Source organism: Allobosea sp. Tri-44 (assembly GCF_004123845.1).
Taxonomy (GTDB): Bacteria; Pseudomonadota; Alphaproteobacteria; order Rhizobiales; family Beijerinckiaceae; genus Allobosea.
In genome coordinates, this window is the sequence record NZ_NBDP01000030.1 from 43,993 (window position 1) to 63,204 (window position 19,212).

A 19,212-nucleotide genomic window follows, 5' to 3' on the forward strand; every position below is an offset into this window, starting at 1 on the left:
GACTTCAGCGGTGATAGAGATGAGGCCGGGCCGCCGCATCGCCCGCCCCGGCGCTGGGCGTGAAGATCGAGATCGCCTTGGGGTGGACCTTGAAATGCGCCGGGGTGGCGGTGACGATCTCGCCATCGGTGTTCACCGGCATCGGCCGCTTGGTCTCGATATCGAACTCGACGCAGCGCGCCGTGCGCACCTCGCGCCAGGCGCCGTGCGTGCCCGACCTGAACGAACGCAGCATCAGCGCCAGCTTCCAGAGATTGCTGATCTCGAGGCTGTAGAGATCGAGATGGCCGTCATCGATCTCGGCGTTCTCCTCGACGACGTTGCCGCCGCCATAGTGCCGGCCGTTGCCGATCGCGACCTGATAGGTCTCGACCTCGGTCGTCTGGCCCTTCTCGGTGATCCTGGCCTTGAAGTGCGCCGCCCGTGTCATGACCTTCATCGCGGCGAGCGCATAGCCGAGCCGGCCGAAGCGCTTCTTCAGCACCGGATCGAGGCTCTGCGCCAGATCGCTACTCAGCCCGATGCTCGCGACGTTGAAGAAGGCGTGGCCATTGACCGTGCCGACATCGACCGGCCGCGTCTCACCACGGGCGATCACCTCGGCAGCCGCGACGAGGTCGGACGGGATGCCGAGCGTCAGCGCGAGGTCGTTGGCCGTGCCCATCGGAATGATGCCCATCGGCAGGCCGCTCTCCATCGCCGCGAGCGCCGCCGAGGAGACCGAGCCGTCGCCGCCGCAGACGATGACGAGGTCGGCACGATCACGCAGCCGTACGATGTCGCGGGCGATCTCCGGCAGCGCCTCGAAGGTCTCGATGGTGACGTCGAGACCGCCGGCCTCGAGACGCTGCAGAAGCGGCTCGATCGGCTCAGCGCCGCGCCGCGCCTTGGGATTGCGCAGCAGCAGAGCGCGCTTGCGGGTGGGTTGATTCATCGGATCCTGCAGCAAAGCGTGATCGGCTCAGGCAGGTGGGGACGGGGCAGCCCGGTTTCAATCGCATGGCTGGCGGCGGGGCGGTCCTGGAGAGCTCGATGAAAGCCTCCAGCGCCTCCTTGACTCCCGCTGGCGGCTTTATAAGCTTCCAAAACGTTTTGGAGGCCGGTTTTGAGCTCTCTCAGGGCACTCGCGCAACGTCTCGGCCTCTCGATCACGACCGTGTCGCGAGCCCTCGACGACTATCCGGATGTCGCTCCGGCGACGCGGGAGCGTGTCCGCCATGCGGCGCGCGAGGCGAATTATCGCCCTCACAATGCCGCTCGCCGGCTGCGCAAAGGGACCGGCGAGACGGTCGCTTTCGTGATGCCGGCACAACCCGGGCATTTTCACGAGCCGGTCTTCGCGGAATTGCTGGCGGCGATCGGAGAGCAGCTCGCGGCCAAGCATCACGATCTCATCCTGCTCGCGGCCCGCCCCGGCCTCGAGGAGATGGCGACCTATCGACGACTGGTCGAAAGCGGCCGGGCCGACGCCTTCATCCTCGCCCGAACGCGCCGGCGCGACGAGCGCGTGGCCTATCTCGAGGCGAAGGGCGTGCCCTTCATCTGCCATGGCCGGACCGAGACGAAACAGCCTTACGCCTTCGTCGACGGCGATGGCGAGGGAGGCTTCAGGGACTTGACGAAGCGCCTGATCGGGCTGGGCCATCGCCGGATCGCGCACCTGTCGGCGCCATCCTATCTCACCTTCGCGACGCTACGCGCAGCCGGCTGGCGGCAGGCGATGACCGAAGCCGGCCTGGAAGAGGACGCGCAGCGCCTCTTTGCCGAAGGCGAACCGGCCGAAGAGGATGGCCATCGCCTCGCCGCCGCGCTGCTGGCCGGACCGCAGCCGCCGACTGCGCTGGTCTGCGCTACCGACCGGATGGCGCTCGGAGCGATGCAGGCCGTGGCCGAGGCCGGTCTCGCCATCGGCCCCGACATCGCGGTCACCGGTCACGACAACATTCCCGCCGCCTCCTATGCGCGACCGGGCCTCACCACCATGGAGCTGCCGCCGGCCGAGGTCGGCGCCCGGCTCGCCGCGATGATCCTCGCCCGCATGGGCGGACGCGATCCGCGCGAACTCTCCGCCGTACTGGATCTGCGCCAGATCCCGAGGGGCTCGAGCGCAGAAGCCTGAGAATCCGAGCCTGAACTGAAGCGGCCGGCAAGCGCCGCATGGAAAAGCAAACGCAGAGGGAGGAGATGATGAAAAGTATTCTGGCAGGCGGCACTGCCGTCGCGATCCTGCTGTCGGCGAGCTTTGCGGCCGCACAGGACGTCAACTTTCTGTCGACGCAGCTCAGGCCGGTCGAGGAAGCGCAGAAGGTCCGCCAGGTCCTGCTGAAGGGCGTGCCCGGCAAGGTCTCCTACCTGGTCGAGGAACCCCCGCAATTCGACGTGCGCATGAAGGCCGAGGGCAAGGCCGGCAAGCGCACAATCAGCGTCGCCGGCGCTCTCCATGGCGAGCTCCAGCCGCTCGTCACATCGGGCGATCTCGACACGCTCGACGACCTCGTCGCCAAGCTGGCCGATCGCGGCATTCCGCAGGGTCTGCTGGAGCTCGGCAAGCTCGGTACCGGCAAGCAGGTCTACATCCCCTGGATGCAGGCGACCTACATCATGGTCGCACGCAAGGAGTCGCTCGCCTCGCTGCCGGCCGGCGCCGATGTCAACACGCTGAGCTATGACCAGCTCGAAGCCTGGGGCAAGGCGCTGACCGAGAAGACCGGCAAGCGCCTGATCGGCTTCCCGGCCGGGCCGAAGGGGCTGATGCCGCGCTTCTACCAGGGCTATCTCTACCCCTCCTTCACCGGTGGTGTGGTGACGCCGTTCCGCTCAGCCGACGCCGAGGCGATGTGGGGCAAGTTCAAAAGCCTCTGGCAATACGTCAACCCGAACTCGACCAGCTATGACTTCATGCAGGAGCCGCTGATGGCCGGCGAGGTCTGGGTCGCGTTCGACCACGTCGCGCGCCTGAAGGACGCGCTGGTGCAGGAGCCCGACAAATATGTGAGCTTCCCAGCGCCGGCCGGTCCGAAGGGGCGCGGCTACATGCCCGTCGTCGCAGGGCTCGCCATCCCGAAGGGCGCGCCCGACCGGGCGGGGGCAATCGCGGTGATCGAGCACCTGACCAAGCCTGAGACACAGGTGAAGACCGCGGCCGAGGTCGGCTTCTTCCCGGTGGTGAAGGCTGAATTGCCGGCCGATCTCTCGCCGGGCATCAAGCTGATCGCGGAGGGCGTCGCCAAGACACAAGGCGCCAAAGACGCGCTGCCGGCGCTGCTGCCGATCGGGCTCGGCGACAAGGGTGGCGAGTTCAACAAGGTCTTCTCCGACAGCTTCCAGCGCATCGTGCTGCGTGGCGAGAACCCACGCGCGGTGCTCGATGCGCAGGCCGCGGTACTCAAGGGCCTGATGGAAGCGACCAAGGCGCCATGCTGGGCGCCCGACAAGGCGAGCGAAGCCGCCTGCCCGGTGAACTGACCCGCAGAGCCGTTCCTCCCACTGGGCGGCCTGCTGGCCGCCCGCTTTTTCCGATCACTCCGCACTGCCGCCGGGACCGCCATGAAGCGAACCCAATCGCGAGCCCTCCCCTATCTGCTGCTGGCGCCGTCGCTGGTCTTCCTGACGGCGATTTTCCTGCTGCCGCTGGTGCAGACGATCGCGCTGTCCTTCAGCGAAAGCGGGATCGCCTCGCTAGGCAATTACCGGCGCATGGTGTCCGACCTGAATTTCGGCCTCGCCCTGCGCAACACCTTCCTGCTCGTCCTCGTCGTGGTGCCGATCCAGCTCGCTCTTGCCCTCGGGATGAGCATGATGATCGAGAAGATCGGCCGTGGGCGCGATCTCGTGCTCTGGGTCTGGACGATCCCTCTCGGCGTCTCCGATCTCGCAGCCGGCCTGGTCTGGCTCGCGATCCTGCAGGATCGCGGCTATCTCAACAGCGCACTCTACGGACTCGGGCTGATCGACGGGCCGACCGCCTGGCTGACCTACGAGACGCCGGGCACGCTCTTCCTCGGGGTCGTCCTCGCCGAGATCTGGCGCGCTACCGCGATCGTGCTGGTCATCCTGGTCGCCGGGCTACAGCTCATCCCGAAGGAGTATCGCGAGGCGGCCGAGGTCTTCGGCGCCAGGCCTTGGACGATCTTTCGGCGCATCACCCTGCCGCTGCTCAAGCCCAGCATCCAGACGGCGCTGATCCTGCGCACCGTGCTCGCCTTCGAGGTGTTCGCGGTGGTCTATGCCATCGGCGGCACGAACTTCCCGGTGCTCGTCGGCGAGGCTTACACTTGGCAGAACGCCAACCAGAACACCGGCGTCGCGGCCGCCTATGCGATGCTGATCGTCGTGATCTCGCTCGCCGCGACCGCGATCTACCTCCGGGTGCTGCGCGTTCCGGCGGAGCAGCAGCCATGAGCGGGCTGAAGCGCACCGTCTTCTGGACCGGCGTCGTCGCGCTCTGCGCCTGGGTGCTGGTGCCGATCTGGCTGATCGCGCTGGGTGCGTTCGGCGGCCGCACCGGCGTCTTCCGTTGGCCGAAATCGCTGTGGCCGGGCGACGCGACCCTCGCCGCCCTGCAGACCTTCCTCGCAGTCGAGGGCGTCTGGCCGGCGATGGTGAACAGCATCATCGCGGCGCTGACCTGCATGGCCCTCTCGATCGGGCTCGGTGCACCGGCCGGCTATGCCCTGGCGCGTTTCTCCTTCCGCGGCCAGAACACCTACCGCCTGCTGATCTTGCTGACCCGCGCCTTTCCGCTCGCCATCCTGGCGCTGCCGCTGACGGTCGCCTTCATCCGCGTGGGGCTCTACGACACCGCCTTCGGTGTCGGCCTCGTGCATACGGCGCTCGCCTTGCCTTTCGCCGCGCTGGTCTCGGCGAGCCTGTTCCAGGCGATCCCGCGCGAGCTGGAGGAAGCCGCCTGGGTCTTCGGCTGCAGCCGCTGGCAGGCCTTCCGCAAGGTGGTGCTGCCGCTGGCGCTGCCCGGTATTGCGGCCGCGGCGATCTTCGCCTTCGTCATCTCCTGGAACGAGGTCTTCGCGGCCTCCGTCCTCTCGGTGAAGAACCGCACGCTCACCGCCTATCTCCTGACCGTGCTGGCGGAGTCGCCGCTGCATTTCCGCTTCGCCGGCGGCTTCCTGCTGATCCTGCCCTCGCTCGCCTTCATCTTCGCGGTCCGGAAATACCTGTTCGCGATGTGGGGCATCGCCAACCGCTGACGAGAACGACATGGCCGAGATCACCATCGACGGCATCGCCAAATCCTTCGGCGCGACGCGGGCGCTGGAACAGATCGACCTCACCGTCGCCGATGGCGAGTTCGTGGCGCTGCTCGGCCCGTCCGGCTGCGGCAAGACCACGCTGCTGCGGATCATCGCCGGGCTGGAGAGCGCGACGAGCGGGCGCATCGTCATCGGCGGGCGCGATCTGACCGAGGTGCCGACGCGCCGGCGCGGGCTCGCCATGGTGTTCCAGAACTATGCCGTCTTCCCGCATATGAACGTCTACGAGAACGTCGCCTTCGGCCTGCGCATGCAGGGCGCCGACGAAGCACGCATCAAGGCACGCGTCGGCAAGGCGACGGAGCTGCTTCACATCACGCCTTATCTCGATCGCTATCCGGCAAAGCTCTCGGGCGGGCAGCGCCAGCGCGTCGCGGTCGCCCGGGCGCTCGCGGTCGAGCCGCCGGTACTGCTGATGGACGAGCCGCTCTCCAATCTCGACGCGCTGCTGCGGCTGGAGATGCGCGCGGAACTCAAGGCGGTGCTGCGCGAGGCCCGTACCACGACGATCTACGTCACCCACGACCAGACCGAGGCGATGGGATTGGCCGATCGGATTGCCGTCATGCATGGCGGGCGCATCGAGCAGATCGACCGGCCGACCGCGGTCTATGAGCGTCCGGCCACCACCTTCGTCGGCGGCTTCGTCGGCAGCCCACCGATGAACTTCCTGCCGGTCACTGTCGTGAATTCACGGCTGGAGCTGCCCGGCTCGAGCCTGCCGGCGCCGCAGGCCTCCGGCGATTTTCTGATGGGCATCAGGGCCGAGGACCTGACGCCGGTCGCCGATGGCGAGGGCCTGCCCTTCGACATCGCGGTGGTCGAGCCCCTCGGCGCGCATGACCTCGTCACCGGCCGCAGCGGGCAGACGCTGCTGCGCGTGGCGGCCCCGGCCGGCAGCGGACACAAGCCCGGCACGCGGATCGGCCTCAAGCCCGACCCGAAACGACTGGTCTGGATGGATCCGGCATCGGGCCGGGCGATCCAGGCGCAATGACGGACCTTTGAGACGATGACGATCGATATCGAAGCGGCCCGCGCCATCCTGCGTGCCAATGACCGCGGCGGCTACACGGTTCCGACCGACCGGCTCTATCCGTTCCAGTGGAACTGGGATTCGGCCTTCGTCGCGATGGGCTGGGCGACCTTCGACGAGGAGCGGGCCTGGCGCGAGCTGGAGCGGTTGGTCGAGGGCCAATGGAATGACGGCATGGTGCCGCATATCGTCTTCCACGCACCGAGCGACGACTATTTCCCGGGACCGGACGTCTGGCGGACCCGCCATTCGGTCCCGACCTCAGGCATCACCCAGCCGCCGGTCTTCGCCACGGCGCTGCGCCACGTCTTCGAGATCGCCCGGGGTCCCGACGCGCAGGCGCGCGCAGCCCGGCTCTACAAATGCGCGCTCGCCTCGCATGACTGGTGGGACAGAGCCCGCGATCCGGAAGGTACCGGGCTCGTCGCCATCCTGCATCCTTGGGAATCGGGCATGGACAACAGCCCGGCCTGGGACGAGGCGATGGCGCGCCTGACGCTTCAGCCGACGACGCCGATCCGGCGCCGCGACATCTCCCATATCGGCGCCGAGATGCGCCCGCGCGACGAGGACTATCGCCGCTTCATCGCGCTGGTCGATCTTTATGCCGGGCTCGGCTGGGAGCCGGCGGCGATGTGGCGGGCCTCGCCCTTCAAGCTCGTCGACGTCGCGACCAATGCCATCCTGCACAAGGCGGATGAGGATCTGCTGGTGCTGGCCGAAAAGTTCGGCAGCGACGCGGAACGCCGCCGGATCGAGGCACGGATGGCGCGCCGGGCCGCTGCTTTCGCCGGGCTCTGGAACCAGGACCGGCGAATCTACCAGGCGCGCGATCTCGGCACGGGCACGGTGGTCAGCGCATCGACATCAGCCGGCCTGCTGCCGCTATTCGCGGGCATCCCTGGCGCCCGGCAGGCCGACGAACTCGCCGCCGAGCTCGAAAGCTGGCTCGCCAGGGCGCCCTATCCGGTGCCGAGCACCTCGCCGCTCGATCCCCGCTTCGAGCCGAAGCGATACTGGCGCGGGCCCGTCTGGGCGGTCGTCAACTTCATGATCGCCGAAGGGTTCGCGCGCTATGGACACATGGCGCTCGCCGCGCGGATTCGGACTGCGACTCTGGCCCTGATGAGAGACGGCGGCATCGCCGAATATTTCGATCCGACTTCCGGAGAAGGCTTGGGCGGAGGGCAGTTCTCCTGGACAGCGGCGATCGGCCTTTTGATGACCGATCAACCGACACGAGGCCAGCGCGGCTTGTAGCTCAGGCCGGGTGCGCCGAAACCTGACATCGGGCGCTCACAGCTAGAGCCAGATCCGGTCGGCTTGCGAGGAAAGTGGCGGAGAGTTCGGAACGCAGTTCGAACTCGGAGCCCGCGCGATGGGTTGGTGGGCGGCATCGCGCAATGAAAAGAATGGCGGAGACGGAGGGATTCGAACCCTCGATACCCTTGTGGGGTATGCTCATTTAGCAAACGAGTGCCTTCAGCCTCTCGGCCACGTCTCCGTTGGAAGGCTCTATGCCCGATCGCGACCCGCTTTGACAAGTCATCAGAATACGCGATCGACAGGCATCGGGAAGATCGGTCCGATCAGACCGCTTCAATGGTCGCGGGCGCGGTCGATGCGCTCGATCCAGGCCATGGCTTCGCCCAGCGTCGGAAAGACCGGGCCCGGCATCGCCGCATCCTCGGCCTCGTTCAGGCCGAAGCGGATGCCGTAGCCGTCCGCCTCACGCCGAATCGCGATCAGGGACGGCTTGGCGAAGGCTTGCGTGGCAGCGACGGCGTCGGCGGTTGGCATGGGCAATTCCGGTTCGATCGCCGGACTGAACGGCCCGGCGCCTGAACGGTTCCCGAACGGCGCGTTCAGGAGAACGGAAGCATATCGCGATCCGCAACGAAAAAGAGCCCGCGGCACGCTGCAGGCCCCTTCCCTTTCCGTCCGATGCGGCTTCGTCAGTCGGCCGCGACGATCTTGCCGGCTTCCCACTTGTACATGGAGAAGCTCGGCGAGCTCAGATCGCCGGTCTTGCCATAGGTCAGCGTGCCGATCGCGGTCTTGACCTCAAGGCCAGCCTTCAATGCCTTGGCGACCGCATCGGCCTTGGCGTCCTTGCCAGCCTTCTCGATGCCGGCCTTCAGGACCTCGACGGCGGCATAGGCGTTGAGCGTGAAGGCTTCCGGCGGGATGCCCTTCTCCTTCAGCACCGCCACGGCCTCGGCCGAGGCCGGGTTCTTCAGCGCATCGGTCGCGTTGGTGAAGAGCGTGCCGGCCGCGGTGTCGCCGCCGATCGCCCAGAGCTCGGTGTTGGACAGCCCCTCGCCGCCGATGATCGTCGCCTTGACGCCGGCATCGTGCAGTTGGCGGGCAAGCAGGCCGCCCTCGGGGTGGTAGCCGCCGAAATAGATCAGCTCGGCGCCGCCCGACTTCAGCCGGGTGATCACCGCCGCGAGATCCTTGTCGCCGGGGTTCAGGGTGAGATAGGCGACCTCGGTGATGCCACCGGCATTGATGCCCTTCTTGAAGGAATCGGCGAGGCCCTTGCCATAGGTGCCCTTGTCATGGACGATGGCGACCTTCTTGCCCTTCAGGTTCTTCAGGACGTAGTTGGCAGCGACCTCGGCCTGCTGGTCGTCGCGGCCACAGGTGCGGAAGACGTTGTCGAGGCCGCGATTGGTCAGGGCCGGCGAGGTCGCGGTCGGCGTCACCATCAGGACGCCGCTCTCGGCGAAGACGTCGGACGCCGCCATGGCGACGCCGGAAGTCACCGGGCCGACGACGAAGCGGACCTTGTCGCCGACCAGGAGGTTGGCGGCCGAGACGCCCTGCTTGGGATCGCCGGCATCGTCGGCAAGCTTCAGGATGACCTTCTCACCCCCGATGCCGCCCTTCTTGTTGATCGCGTCGACGGCGGCCTGGGCGCCGTTCTTGACCTGGTCGCCATAGGCGGCGACGGCGCCGGTCAGCGGTGCGAGCAGGCCGATGGTGATGTCGGCGCGCGCCGGCGCCCCCGCGAGCAGCGCCGTGGCAAAGGCTGCTCCGATGAGGAATCGGGCTTTGAGCGTCATGTGCGTCTCCTCTTTAGCCATACACTTTTTGCGTGCGACCCGACCCACGGATCGCCTGCGACCTGTATAAGCCAGCGCGAGGCGGCGCGGCACTGCGTGGCGCGTTTCTGAGCAGATGCAAAAATGCATGGCAGGCATGACGCCGCGCGCCCGCCGCCGTTAGATCGACCCAACTCCTCGTACGAACAAAAAACGCGGTGGCATGGGCCACCGCGATTATACTGATAGCGCTCCGGTGCGAGCCGGACGCGTCAGTTCCAGTCGTCGATCTTGACGTCGTTCGGGTAGGGAGCGCCCCGGCCGGTTTCGACCAGCGACTTCATGCTCAGCAGGAACACGCCCCATTTCGTGCTGCAATGATGCATGAACTCGATCGGCTCCTGCCAGCCCTCGTGCTTGAAGAGGATGATCGTGTATTCGCCCTCCTGCCTGATATCGAAGGCGACCTGCGTGCCGATCCATTCGGCCGGTCCGTCGACCACCTGCCAGAGGACGCGCTTGCCCGGAGCAAGCTCGAGCACCTTCATGTCGAAGAAGCCGCGCTCGCCGAACTGGAAGTGAACGACGCCATCGACCTTGCTGTCGCCGCGCGTCTCGTCGGTCCACCAGTGCGACAGGCCGTCGATGGTGGTCAGCGCCTTGTAGACTGCCTCGGGGGAAGACTTGATTCCGACTCTGTGCAGGATGTCCGGCATGATGATCTCCTCTCGTCAGGTGCCAGCGACGAACCGTCCGGCCGTCGTGGGGAGATGAACTAGAGGCAGGGCGACAGGGAGCGGGAGTGACAAGTTTGGCGGGATTCGAAAGCTCGGCATGGACTCGCTGATCACGGCAGCCGGGCGGGCGCTGGCGGCGGGCGACCCGTTCGCCGCGCTCAACCGCATCGCGCTGCGCGAGGATGCGCCGGCCCTGGCGCTGCGCGGCATCGCCATGGCACAGCTCGGTGATCTGCCCAGGGCCAAGGCGCTGCTGAAGCGCGCCGGCCAGGCCTTCGGAGCCCGCGAGCCGGTGGCACGAGCCCGCTGCGCCGTTGCCGAAGCCGAGATCGCCCTGGTCTCGCGCGATCTTGGGTGGCCGGTGAAGGCGCTCGATACGGCACGCGCGACGCTGGAAGCGCATGGCGACCGCCTCAACGCCGCCCATGCCCGTACGATCGAGGTCCGCCGGCTGCTGCTGATCGGCCGGCTCGGCGAGGCCGAACGCGTGCTCGCCGGTTTCGACGAGCAACCGCTGCCGCCAGCGCTGGAGGCGGCGCGGGCGCTTGCGATCGGCGGTATCGCGCTGCGGCGGCTGCAAGCGGAGCTCGCTAGCGCGGCATTCGCTCGGGCGGCCGAGGCGGCTGAGCGCGCCCGTATTCCGGCGCTGGCGGCCGAGGTCGAGGCCGCCGCGCGCGTGCTGGATGAACCCGCAGCGCGACTGATCGCCCATGGCAACGAGCGCCCGCTGATGCTGGGCGAGGTCGCAGCACTGCTCGCCTCAGGCGGCTTCGTCGTCGATGCCTGCCGCAATGTCGTGCGCGAAGCCGGCACGGCCGTTCCGCTGGCGACGCGGCCGGTGCTGTTTTCGCTCGCCCGCACCCTGGCGGAGGCCTGGCCGGCGGATGTCTCACGCGAGGTGCTGCTGAGGCGCGCCTTCCGGGCCAAGGAAGCCGACGAGTCGCACCGTGCCCGCCTGCGGGTCGAGATCGGCCGACTGCGCGCCGAGCTGCACGGGCTCGCCGAGATCAATGCGACGAAACGCGGCTTTGCCCTCAAGCCGCACCGGGCGCGCGAGGTCGCGGTGCTGGCGCAGCCGCTGGAGGAGCCGCACGCCGACGTGCTCGCACTGCTCGCCGATGGCGAAGCCTGGTCGAGCTCGGCGCTGGCGCTGGCGCTCGATGTGAGCCAGCGCAACATGCAGCGTGCGCTCGAGACGCTGGCCGGGACCGGCAAGGTGCAGTCCTTCGGCAAGGCACGGGCGCGGCGATGGCTAACGCCGCCGGTGCCCGGTTTCCCGACAGCCTTGTTACTCCCGGCTCCGCTGCCGGATGGCTAGTCCTCGTCCCGGTCCAACCAAACAGAGGAGATCATCTCATGACCAGGGCAGCCACGATCCTTCGCGAATACGGCCCCTTCCCCGGCGTCGAGGCCGTGCACGGCGTCAGCTATGACGGCAACAACGTCTGGTTCGCGTCCGGCGACAAGCTCAACGCCTTCGATCCGGACAGCGGCGAGACCGTCCGCAGCCTCGACGTGCCCGCCCATGCCGGCACCGCCTTCGACGGCAAGCATCTCTACCAGATCGCCGAGGACCGCATCCAGAAGATCGACCCGGAGAGCGGGCGGGTGGTCTCGACGATTCCCGCGCCTGCCGGCGGCGGCGATTCCGGCCTCACCTGGGCGGAGGGCACGCTTTGGGTCGGGCACTATCGCGAGCGCCAGATCCATCAGATCGACCCGGACACCGGCAAGGTGCTGCGCACGCTGCAATCCAACCGCTTCGTCACCGGCGTGACCTGGACCGATGGCGAGCTCTGGCATGCGACCTGGGAGAACGAGGAGAGCGAGATCCGGCAGGTCGACCCCGAGACTGGCAAGGTGCTCGACGCCATGCGCATGCCGGAGGGCACCTTCGTCTCTGGCATGGAGGCCGGCGGCGACCGCTTCTACTGCGGTGGAGGCGGGAAGAGCGCCGTGGTCAGGGCAGTAGCCAGGCGCGCATGAATAGCGGGGGGCTTCGCGCTCCAGGTAGCTGCGTACCTTTCAGCAGGGCCACGAGCTGGCCCTGCCGGCATGTCCCGGTCTCGCGGAAGATGCGATCGCGGGGCGTCCACGCTCACCAGCGCCTGAAGCTCATCTTCGTCGCGGCGAAGGGCAGCGCGGCGATGCCTTCATAAGTTCCGGCCATGACCGAGACGTCCTTGCCCGCGACGAAGCCGAAGAGCTCGGCATTGTAGTCCTCGTCGTTCCATTTGATGCGGATGGCGGTCGCGCTCTTCAGCGAATAATTGCCCGAATTGTCCACGCTCGGCACCGGGCAGTAGGCCATGCCCGGCGCGGTCTTGGAGTAGACGACCGTGCCGTCGGGATAGAAGTAATAGTAGTAGCTGTTCGGGAAATCGGTGATCTGCCACCAGCCGACGAGCCATGCCGGCGCGACGAAGGACGGCTTCGGCGCCAGGATCTCCCAGAACAGCACGATCGGCCGCCCCCAGATCCAGTCGAGGTTCATCATCGCCGTGCCGCTCTGGTTGTTGGCGATCGGCGCGCCGTTCTGCAGGACGCGGGTCTTATCCCAGATTTCGGTGTGCGCCCCGGCATAGCCCTCGCGATAGGCGACGATGCCTTGCCGCCCAGCGAGATACTGCTCCATCGCCTTGCGCGTGCTGCGCTTGGGCGTCTTGACGATCTCGGGAGTGCCGTAGGCGTCGGTCAGATGGCTTTCCAGTTCGTCGACAGCACCCAGATGGTAGCCGCCATCGAGCAGGGTATTGCCGCGCCGATGACTTGCCGAGGGAACTCGGTGCTCGCCCCCGACGGCGTTGAGCGCCCAGCTGACCTGGAAGCAGCACGGGGTGTTCAGGCCCTTTTTCTTCTTCTGATCACCGGGATGCGTCTTGTTCCATTCATCGATTTCCTTGTTTTCCTTGATTATCGGCGCGTTCAGGCTGTCGAAGTGCTTCTTCATCACTGCCGGCAGCGCCGAATGGGGCGGGTAGCTCGCAATCAACTTTGCAGCGTCCAGACGAAGCTTGCCGTCCTTCAAGCCGGTCATCGGTCGCCCCTTCAGGGTTCAGGACGTCGGCTGCGCCATGGAACTCTCGCGCGCACGAGCCGTCCAAGCCATCGAGTGGGCGATTATGCCCCTGCGCCATGGAGGTTCAACAACAGAGTGACGCTGAGAACCTAGCGAACCACGCGCCCGCGCAACCGCGCCCCGTTCGGCAGGCGGCAGAAGCAGCGCGCGCCGGCAATAGCCCGGCTCGGCGCAGCGCAGGTCCGGCGGGGCGTCTTGCAATACGCCACGAGCACGCCCCGGGGCGATGGATCATCGACCGGGCCATAGCGCGGCATGTAGATCGGGTTCTGTGATCGCGGCGCGGTTCGCGGTGTCCCGCCATAGTCGACCGGCGGGCCGGCACCCGGGAGGCCGCCGGCTCCCGGGGCATGCAGCCTGATATCCGGCGTGTGATCGAAGATCGAGGGCGGCCCCAGGCCCTGGCGCGGCCCGCCCGGCGTCAGCGGCGCATTGCCCGGCGTGCCGATCTGGGCGAGCGCCGGATGGACGAACAGCAATGCGGCCAGCGCCACCATCGTCTGCTTCCAAGACGTCATCATCTCTCACCTCCTCCTCCCCGATGCGCTTCCGAGCAGTAATCCCATTGGATTAGTTCGAGCGACCTAAAGCTTTCACTCGAATAGAATAAAATCAAGTCAATACCGCATGCTATTGCTCAACGTGCCGGATTGGCCCTGTTTGGGCATCTAAAACAGGCCATCCCGAAATACATCGTTTTTGCGCTGGGCGGCTACCGGCCTCCCGGGCGGGAGGCATGTCATGCGATACCTGCAGAGCAAGATCTTTATTGCGGGACTTCTCGCCACCACCTCGACCTTTGCTTACGCGCAAGGGGCCGGCCCGTGGCCCGAGTATCATGAGGGCCTCGCAATCAACGGCACCCCGACACCGCGCCCCCACGGGGCTTGCGAACGCAAGCTCATCAGAAACAACTGGCTGTGGGAATGCGATCCGGCGGCGCGCGACAACCCGTTCCGCCAGAGCGCAGTCCCGGCGTCTGGCTCCGGACCGAGCCTGGCAGATGCCGGTGGGGTGCGATACTACAACGCCGTATCCCCAAACGGCCGCAGGACACGGGCACCGAGTCGCGATTGCATCATCGGGCAATACGGCAACGAGATGCTGTGGGCATGCCCGCCACTGGCGACCGCGTCGATCGGTACACCAGCCCCCGCGCCTCAGGGCGCCGCGGCCGGCAATGTCGAATACTACAACGCCGTTTCCGCCAATGGCAGGCGCACGCGCGCCCCCAACGGCGCCTGCAGCCTGATTCAGCAGGGCGGCACTCAATACTGGATGTGCCCGCCCTTGACGACGGGGGCCTTGTCTGCGGGCGGCGCTCCGAACTCCGGCGGAGGCGACCGCAACGGCGGTGAAGGTTCCAATGGCGGTGGAGGAAACGCCTCGAGCGGCAGTTCGGCAGGCAACTCGAATAGCGGCGGCAGCGGCAGTGGCGGCAACGATGGCGGTGGTGGCCAGGGCGGCGGCGGTCAAGGCGGCGGTGGTCAGGGCGGCGGCGGCCAGGGTGGCGGTGGTCACGGCGGCGGCGGCCAGGGCGGTGGCGGTCATGGCGGCGGCGGCCAGGGTGGCGGTGGTCACGGCGGCGGCGGCCAGGGCGGCGGCCAGGGCGGCGGCGGTCACGGCGGCGGCGGTGGTGGCGGCGGTGGTCAGGGCGGCGGCGGCCAGGGCGGTGGCGGTCAGGGCGGCGGCCAGGGTGGCGGCGGCCAGGGCGGCGGCGGCCAGGGTGGCGGCGGCCAGGGTGGCGGCGGCCAGGGCGGCGGCGGCCAGGGCGGCGGTGGCGGCCAGGGCGGCGGCGGAGGCAACGGCGGCGGCGGTAACAGCGGCAACAGCCGTTGAGCCCGGACACCTATCCGATCAGGCTGCGCACCAGCCTGATCGGATCACGCGCGCTCCAGGGGGGACAATGATCCTGGCGAGCAACAGAGGCAACGCAAAGCGATCGGCCCGATCAGGGCCGATTTGGCCGCCGGGTCGCAGCGGTGACGGCGATACTGCCACCATCGATCGCTTCCCAGGCGCGCGGATTGGCCTGCGACATGCGGGTGAAGAACAGGTACCCGGTTTGCGTCCAGGGCAGGAGGCGGGAGGTCTTGTTGTCGAGAACGAGATCCCCTTCGGAGGTCGCGGCCATCAGCACCGCGTGGCCCTCGCCGGCGGGCGTGCCGACGACCGCGATCAACAGGGCCGAGGACGGCCAGCCACGCTCGATCAGCTGCTTGCGCTTCAGCAGCGCGAAATCCTCGCAATCGCCCTGCCCGTCGGTCGGGATGCTCCAGACATCCTCGCGGCCATGATGCTCCCGGTCGGAGATCTCCGATATGGCGGAGTTCACCCGCGCATTGACCTCCTGCAGGTCGCGCTGGCGCTCCGAAGTGAGGACGACCTGCCGCGTCACGGCCCCGGACCTTCGACATTCCGCCGGGTTCCTGGCGCAGAAACTCACGAATGCCGGCGGCGGCGAAGCGGACCCGCGCGTTCTCGCCGCGAGCTGCTCGGCCTGGGCAGGGCCCGGCAGAGTTCCGACCAGCAGCGCGACACCGATGGTCCATGTCGCAATGGAGACAGGCGTCGTCATGGTCGAAACCACATCGTCATGGTCCGCCTTGCAAGGGGAGATCGCGGGAACGGCCGGTCGAAGGATGGGCGCCTTTGCTTAAGAAAGAAGGCAATTCTGTGATGAGAAAGCGCGGGAGATTCGCACGGCCAGCATGAATGCTGTGGCGAATTCCCGTAGGTCCGCCAAGGCTGAAAGCGCCCCCGTGAACAGAACGCCGCAGCGCGCGCCCTCGCGCGCTGGGTGAGCTATTTTCGTCAACGACCGGATTTTATTCGTGAAAGCGAGCGGGTTTCCGACGCTGAAATCGGACCGGCGGCACGGCGAATTTCGGCGGGTCAGGCGGCTCCGTCGCCGCCGCCGCCCTCTCCGGGCTGCCGCGGCCGTCCGGCCCGGCGCTCGATCGAATGATCGACGACGAGTAGGCCCAAGGCGAGCACGGTCGCCGACAGCACGATCGCATGGTCGCCGAGCCCGGCGGCGCAGCCCAGAGCCGCGGTGAGCCAGATCGCCGCCGCCGTGGTCAGGCCCTGCGGCGTGGTGTGGCCCTCGCGCAGCACGATGACGCCGGCACCCAGAAAGCCGATGCCGGTGAGGAGGCCCTGCACGACGCGGCTGGCGGCGTCGATCTCATGCGGCTGGCTGAAGATGGTCGCCGCGGCGGCGGTGCCGAGGCCGACGAGCCCGAAGGTGCGGATGCCGGCCGCCTTCTGCCGGCCGGTGCGCTCCCAGCCGACGACGATCCCGGCCGCCATCCCGGCTAGCAGCCGCAACAACAGATCGATCTCGCCCCAGATGTCGAAACCCATGCTCCCGAGATCCATGCCACTCTCCCCCCACAGCGATTGATCGTGGGGCGTCAACGCGCGAAGGAGCGAGGTGTTGCCGCGAGCGGCTTGTCCGGCCCGGATTGGCGAAATAAGGTTCGACAGATGCCCTACACCGACCCGCTCGAGCCGATGCTCCAACGCGCAGATGAGCTGCGCCGCCAGATCGCCCTGCGCATCGTCGAAGAGGCAGGCGCCACGCCGCCGCCCTCCCCGTCAGCCGATCACCTCGCCGCCGCCGACGAGGCGATCGCCGCCTGGGACGAGCAGGGCGAGGAAGAGCAGGACCAGCGGGCGTTCCGGGATATCGGGCCGTTGCAGGAGCTGCTGGCAGAGCATCGCGACATGATCGAGCGCATCGGCGAGCTGCAGGACAGACGCCTCTCCTGACAGTCCGGGAGGGATCAGGACATCGCGTGTTGCGGCCCGCCTGCCGAAATGCGACTCTGACGGAGAGGTTGCGAGCTGGGGTCGCGCCATGCGGTTCGGCAATGTGCTGAGGGGACTGTGGCGCTGCCGGAGGGCCGAGCGCCGGCTGTTCCTGCTCGTCTTCGGATTGCTTCTCGCCGCCTCTCCCGCCCTCGCGCAGCAAGAGCGCCGTGTCGCCCTGATCGTCGGCGTCGGCGGCTATCGCAACGTACCCGCGCTCGCCAATCCCCCGAACGATGCCCGAGACCTCGGTACGGTGCTTGATCGCCTCGGTTTCGAGACGGAAACGCTGGTCGACCCCGACCGGCTGGCGCTGGAAGCCGGGGTCAGGCGCCTCGGCCAGCGCGCCCGCGGCGCCGATGCGGCGTTCTTCTTCTTCGCCGGCCACGGGCTCGAGGCTTCCGGGCGCAACTGGCTCCTGCCCGCGCCCGCGGAAATCCGCAGCGACCGCGACCTGCGCTTCGAGGCGCTCGATCTCGACAGCGTGCTCGAACAGCTCGACGGCGCGGCGCGGCTCTCGATCCTCGTCCTCGACGCCTGCCGCGACAATCCCTTCCGCAAGCGCCTGCAGGCCTCAGGTCGCGGCGCGCCGGCAGCATCCGGGCTCGGCCAGGCGAGCGCCACGGTCGGGACGCTGCTCGCCTTCGCCACCGCGCCGGGCACGGTGGCCGATGATGGCCGCGGCCGGAACAGCCCGTTCACCACCGCACTGCTGAAGCGCATCGAGACGCCGGGGCTGGAGATCCGCCAGCTCATGGCCGAGGTCAGGCGCGAGGTCCGCGAGGCCACGCAAGGGCGCCAGGTGCCCTGGGAGAACTCGGCGCTGGAGGGCAGCTTCTATTTCCGCGCCGCGGCCGCCTCTACGCCGGCTCCGGTGGCAGCAGCCCCTCCCGCTGCGGCGGCTTCTGCCCCTGGCGCATCGTCACCCGGCGCCGAAACGGTGTTCTGGGAAAGCGTGCGCAGCAGCCGCAATCCGGCCGATCTGCGTGCCTATCTGGCGCGCTTCCCGAGCGGTGTCTTCGCCTCGCTGGCGCGTAACCGGCTGGAGGAGATGGAGCGCAATCGCTCGCCCGAGCTGCGCCGCCCCGACGCGAACAGCGCGACGGCACTCGATCCGGCGACGCCGGAGGGGCGGGAGGCGCTGCTGCTGAGCGTACTGAGCCTCGACCATCCGGTTCCCCGCGGGCGCCTCGAAGCGCAAGGGCGCGCCTTGCAGGCCTACCAGGAGAGCAAGCAGCACCGCGCCATTGCGGTATCGCCGAAGCAGCAGCGGAGCTTTCGCGTCTCCGACAGCCCCTCCGCAGCGGCGGCCGAGGAACTGGTCCTGGAGCGCTGCCAGCTGCGCAACGACGAGCCCTGCGTCCTCCTCGCCGTGAACGAGGTGTTCCGCACGCCGCAACAAGGCGGCGAGTGGCAGCGCCGGGAGATGGAGCGGCTGCGCCATGATGGGCCCTATCGCCCCGACAAGGTGCCGGCGATCACGGCGGAACGGCGCAAGGAAGCGGACATTGCCGGCTATGGTCGGGCGCGCGAACCGAAGGCGATGGCGATCCACCCGCTAGGCCGCATCTTCGTCAAGACCGGGGCAGCCAGCGCCTTCGCAGCCGAGACCGAGGCCTTGAAAGTCTGCAACGAGGACCCGGCCCGCGATGGGGCGACCGGCTCCTGCCTCCTTTACGCCGCCGGCAACACGGTTGTGCTGCCCGGCCACCACACCGCGCCGCTCGCGACCGATCCGGCGCGCCCAGCGACACCGGCGAGCGGGCGGTGAGGGCTGGTGTAGGCGTCGGCTACACTAATTTGGGAGCCCACGGGACAAACGAGCAGCCATCGAATGGTCGATCATCTCGGCCAGTTTCCGAAGCTCATGGCGCCCTCCCCGCAGCGATCGCCCGTATAGCGTGAACTCGCGAGGAAGCGAGATATTGCCGCGAGCGGCTTGTCCGTTCCGGACCAACGGAACAAGGTTCGAGAGATGCCCTACACCGACCCGCTCGAGCCGATGCTCCAACGCGCAGACGAGCTGCGCCGCCAGATTGCCCTGCGCATTGTCGAGGAAGCCGGCGCTACGCCACCACCCTCCCCGTCAGCCGATCACCTCGCCGCCGCCGACGAGGCGATCGCCGCCTGGGACGAGCAGGGCGAGGAAGAGCAGGACCAGCGGGCGTTCCGGGATATCGGGCCGTTGCAGGAGCTGCTGGCGGAGCATCAGCGACGGTGGAGCGGATCGTGG

20 protein-coding genes and 1 tRNA gene are annotated in these 19,212 nt (G+C 67.9%); 11 read left to right on the forward strand and 10 right to left on the reverse strand.

The genetic code is table 11. From position 1 onward, the window contains the following. Positions 1–4: 4 nt before the first annotated feature. Entirely contained in the window at positions 5–934 is a 930-nt protein-coding gene (locus B6S44_RS16595; protein WP_129158002.1) for a lipid kinase, read from the reverse strand. Positions 935–1,105: 171 nt separating this feature from the next. On the opposite strand from B6S44_RS16595, the gene B6S44_RS16600 reads away from it, so the two are divergent. From B6S44_RS16600 to B6S44_RS16625, 6 genes are all read left to right on the forward strand, one after another. Then, entirely contained in the window at positions 1,106–2,119 is a 1,014-nt protein-coding gene (locus B6S44_RS16600; RefSeq protein WP_129158003.1) for a substrate-binding domain-containing protein, read from the forward strand. Between the two features lie 68 nt (positions 2,120–2,187). After that, positions 2,188–3,465, forward strand: coding sequence for an ABC transporter substrate-binding protein (locus tag B6S44_RS16605; RefSeq protein ID WP_129158839.1), 1,278 nt, complete (start codon positions 2,188–2,190; stop codon positions 3,463–3,465). Positions 3,466–3,546: 81 nt separating this feature from the next. Beyond that, positions 3,547–4,401: a carbohydrate ABC transporter permease gene (locus B6S44_RS16610; RefSeq protein ID WP_129158004.1), complete on the forward strand. Its 855-nt coding sequence runs from the start codon at positions 3,547–3,549 to the stop codon at positions 4,399–4,401. Then, positions 4,398–5,204: a carbohydrate ABC transporter permease gene (locus B6S44_RS16615; protein WP_129158005.1), complete on the forward strand. Its 807-nt coding sequence runs from the start codon at positions 4,398–4,400 to the stop codon at positions 5,202–5,204. The genes B6S44_RS16610 and B6S44_RS16615 overlap by 4 nt, the downstream gene beginning before the upstream one ends. A 10-nt stretch (positions 5,205–5,214) precedes the next feature. Continuing rightward, positions 5,215–6,264, forward strand: coding sequence for an ABC transporter ATP-binding protein (locus B6S44_RS16620; protein ID WP_129158006.1), 1,050 nt, complete (start codon positions 5,215–5,217; stop codon positions 6,262–6,264). A 15-nt stretch (positions 6,265–6,279) separates the two neighbouring features. Then, a complete protein-coding gene (locus tag B6S44_RS16625; protein WP_129158007.1) occupies positions 6,280–7,563 on the forward strand; it encodes an MGH1-like glycoside hydrolase domain-containing protein in 1,284 nt (427 codons plus the stop codon). Between the two features lie 153 nt (positions 7,564–7,716). Here B6S44_RS16625 and B6S44_RS16630 read toward each other — a convergent pair. The 4 genes from B6S44_RS16630 to B6S44_RS16645 all read right to left on the reverse strand — a co-directional run bounded on the left by B6S44_RS16630 (position 7,717) and on the right by B6S44_RS16645 (position 10,066). Beyond that, a tRNA-Ser gene (locus B6S44_RS16630) sits at positions 7,717–7,807 on the reverse strand. 95 nt (positions 7,808–7,902) lie between these two features. Then, entirely contained in the window at positions 7,903–8,103 is a 201-nt protein-coding gene (locus B6S44_RS16635) for a hypothetical protein (RefSeq protein ID WP_129158008.1), read from the reverse strand. 155 nt (positions 8,104–8,258) lie between these two features. Further along, positions 8,259–9,371 (reverse strand): branched-chain amino acid ABC transporter substrate-binding protein, encoded by a 1,113-nt coding sequence (locus B6S44_RS16640; RefSeq protein WP_129158009.1) that lies wholly within the window; start codon positions 9,369–9,371, stop codon positions 8,259–8,261. Positions 9,372–9,622: 251 nt separating this feature from the next. Next, positions 9,623–10,066, reverse strand: coding sequence for an SRPBCC family protein (locus tag B6S44_RS16645; protein WP_129158010.1), 444 nt, complete (start codon positions 10,064–10,066; stop codon positions 9,623–9,625). Positions 10,067–10,184: 118 nt separating this feature from the next. Between B6S44_RS16645 and B6S44_RS16650 the strand changes: the two genes are divergently transcribed. Next, the gene (locus B6S44_RS16650; protein WP_129158011.1) at positions 10,185–11,405 is read left to right on the forward strand and encodes a helix-turn-helix domain-containing protein; all 1,221 of its coding nucleotides are present in this window, start codon (positions 10,185–10,187) and stop codon (positions 11,403–11,405) included. Positions 11,406–11,443: 38 nt separating this feature from the next. Further along, positions 11,444–12,073, forward strand: coding sequence for a Vgb family protein (locus B6S44_RS16655; RefSeq protein ID WP_129158012.1), 630 nt, complete (start codon positions 11,444–11,446; stop codon positions 12,071–12,073). A gap of 112 nt (positions 12,074–12,185) precedes the next feature. On the opposite strand, the gene B6S44_RS16660 is transcribed toward B6S44_RS16655, so the two are convergent. After that, positions 12,186–13,124, reverse strand: coding sequence for a T6SS effector amidase Tae4 family protein (locus B6S44_RS16660; protein ID WP_129158013.1), 939 nt, complete (start codon positions 13,122–13,124; stop codon positions 12,186–12,188). A gap of 131 nt (positions 13,125–13,255) precedes the next feature. Beyond that, the gene (locus tag B6S44_RS16665; protein WP_129158014.1) at positions 13,256–13,687 is read right to left on the reverse strand and encodes a hypothetical protein; all 432 of its coding nucleotides are present in this window, start codon (positions 13,685–13,687) and stop codon (positions 13,256–13,258) included. A 580-nt stretch (positions 13,688–14,267) separates the two neighbouring features. On the opposite strand from B6S44_RS16665, the gene B6S44_RS29670 reads away from it, so the two are divergent. After that, complete coding sequence (locus B6S44_RS29670) at positions 14,268–15,005, forward strand: hypothetical protein (protein ID WP_206735181.1); 738 nt, start codon at positions 14,268–14,270, stop codon at positions 15,003–15,005. Positions 15,006–15,117: 112 nt separating this feature from the next. Here the strand turns inward: B6S44_RS29670 and B6S44_RS16680 are convergent, their stop codons facing one another. Both B6S44_RS16680 and B6S44_RS16685 read right to left on the reverse strand, forming a co-directional pair. Beyond that, entirely contained in the window at positions 15,118–15,744 is a 627-nt protein-coding gene (locus B6S44_RS16680) for a transglutaminase-like cysteine peptidase (RefSeq protein ID WP_129158015.1), read from the reverse strand. Positions 15,745–16,061: 317 nt separating this feature from the next. After that, a complete protein-coding gene (locus B6S44_RS16685) occupies positions 16,062–16,547 on the reverse strand; it encodes an MgtC/SapB family protein (RefSeq protein ID WP_129158016.1) in 486 nt (161 codons plus the stop codon). A 108-nt stretch (positions 16,548–16,655) separates the two neighbouring features. Between B6S44_RS16685 and B6S44_RS16690 the strand changes: the two genes are divergently transcribed. Together B6S44_RS16690 and B6S44_RS16695 are read left to right on the forward strand one after the other, a co-directional pair. Beyond that, entirely contained in the window at positions 16,656–16,940 is a 285-nt protein-coding gene (locus B6S44_RS16690) for a hypothetical protein (RefSeq protein ID WP_129158017.1), read from the forward strand. An 88-nt stretch (positions 16,941–17,028) separates the two neighbouring features. Beyond that, positions 17,029–18,750, forward strand: coding sequence for a caspase family protein (locus B6S44_RS16695; protein ID WP_129158018.1), 1,722 nt, complete (start codon positions 17,029–17,031; stop codon positions 18,748–18,750). A 315-nt stretch (positions 18,751–19,065) separates the two neighbouring features. Here the strand turns inward: B6S44_RS16695 and B6S44_RS30065 are convergent, their stop codons facing one another. Further along, on the reverse strand, positions 19,066–19,188 hold the full coding sequence (locus B6S44_RS30065; RefSeq protein WP_282568186.1) for a hypothetical protein: 123 nt from the start codon (positions 19,186–19,188) through the stop codon (positions 19,066–19,068). Positions 19,189–19,212 lie beyond the last annotated feature (24 nt).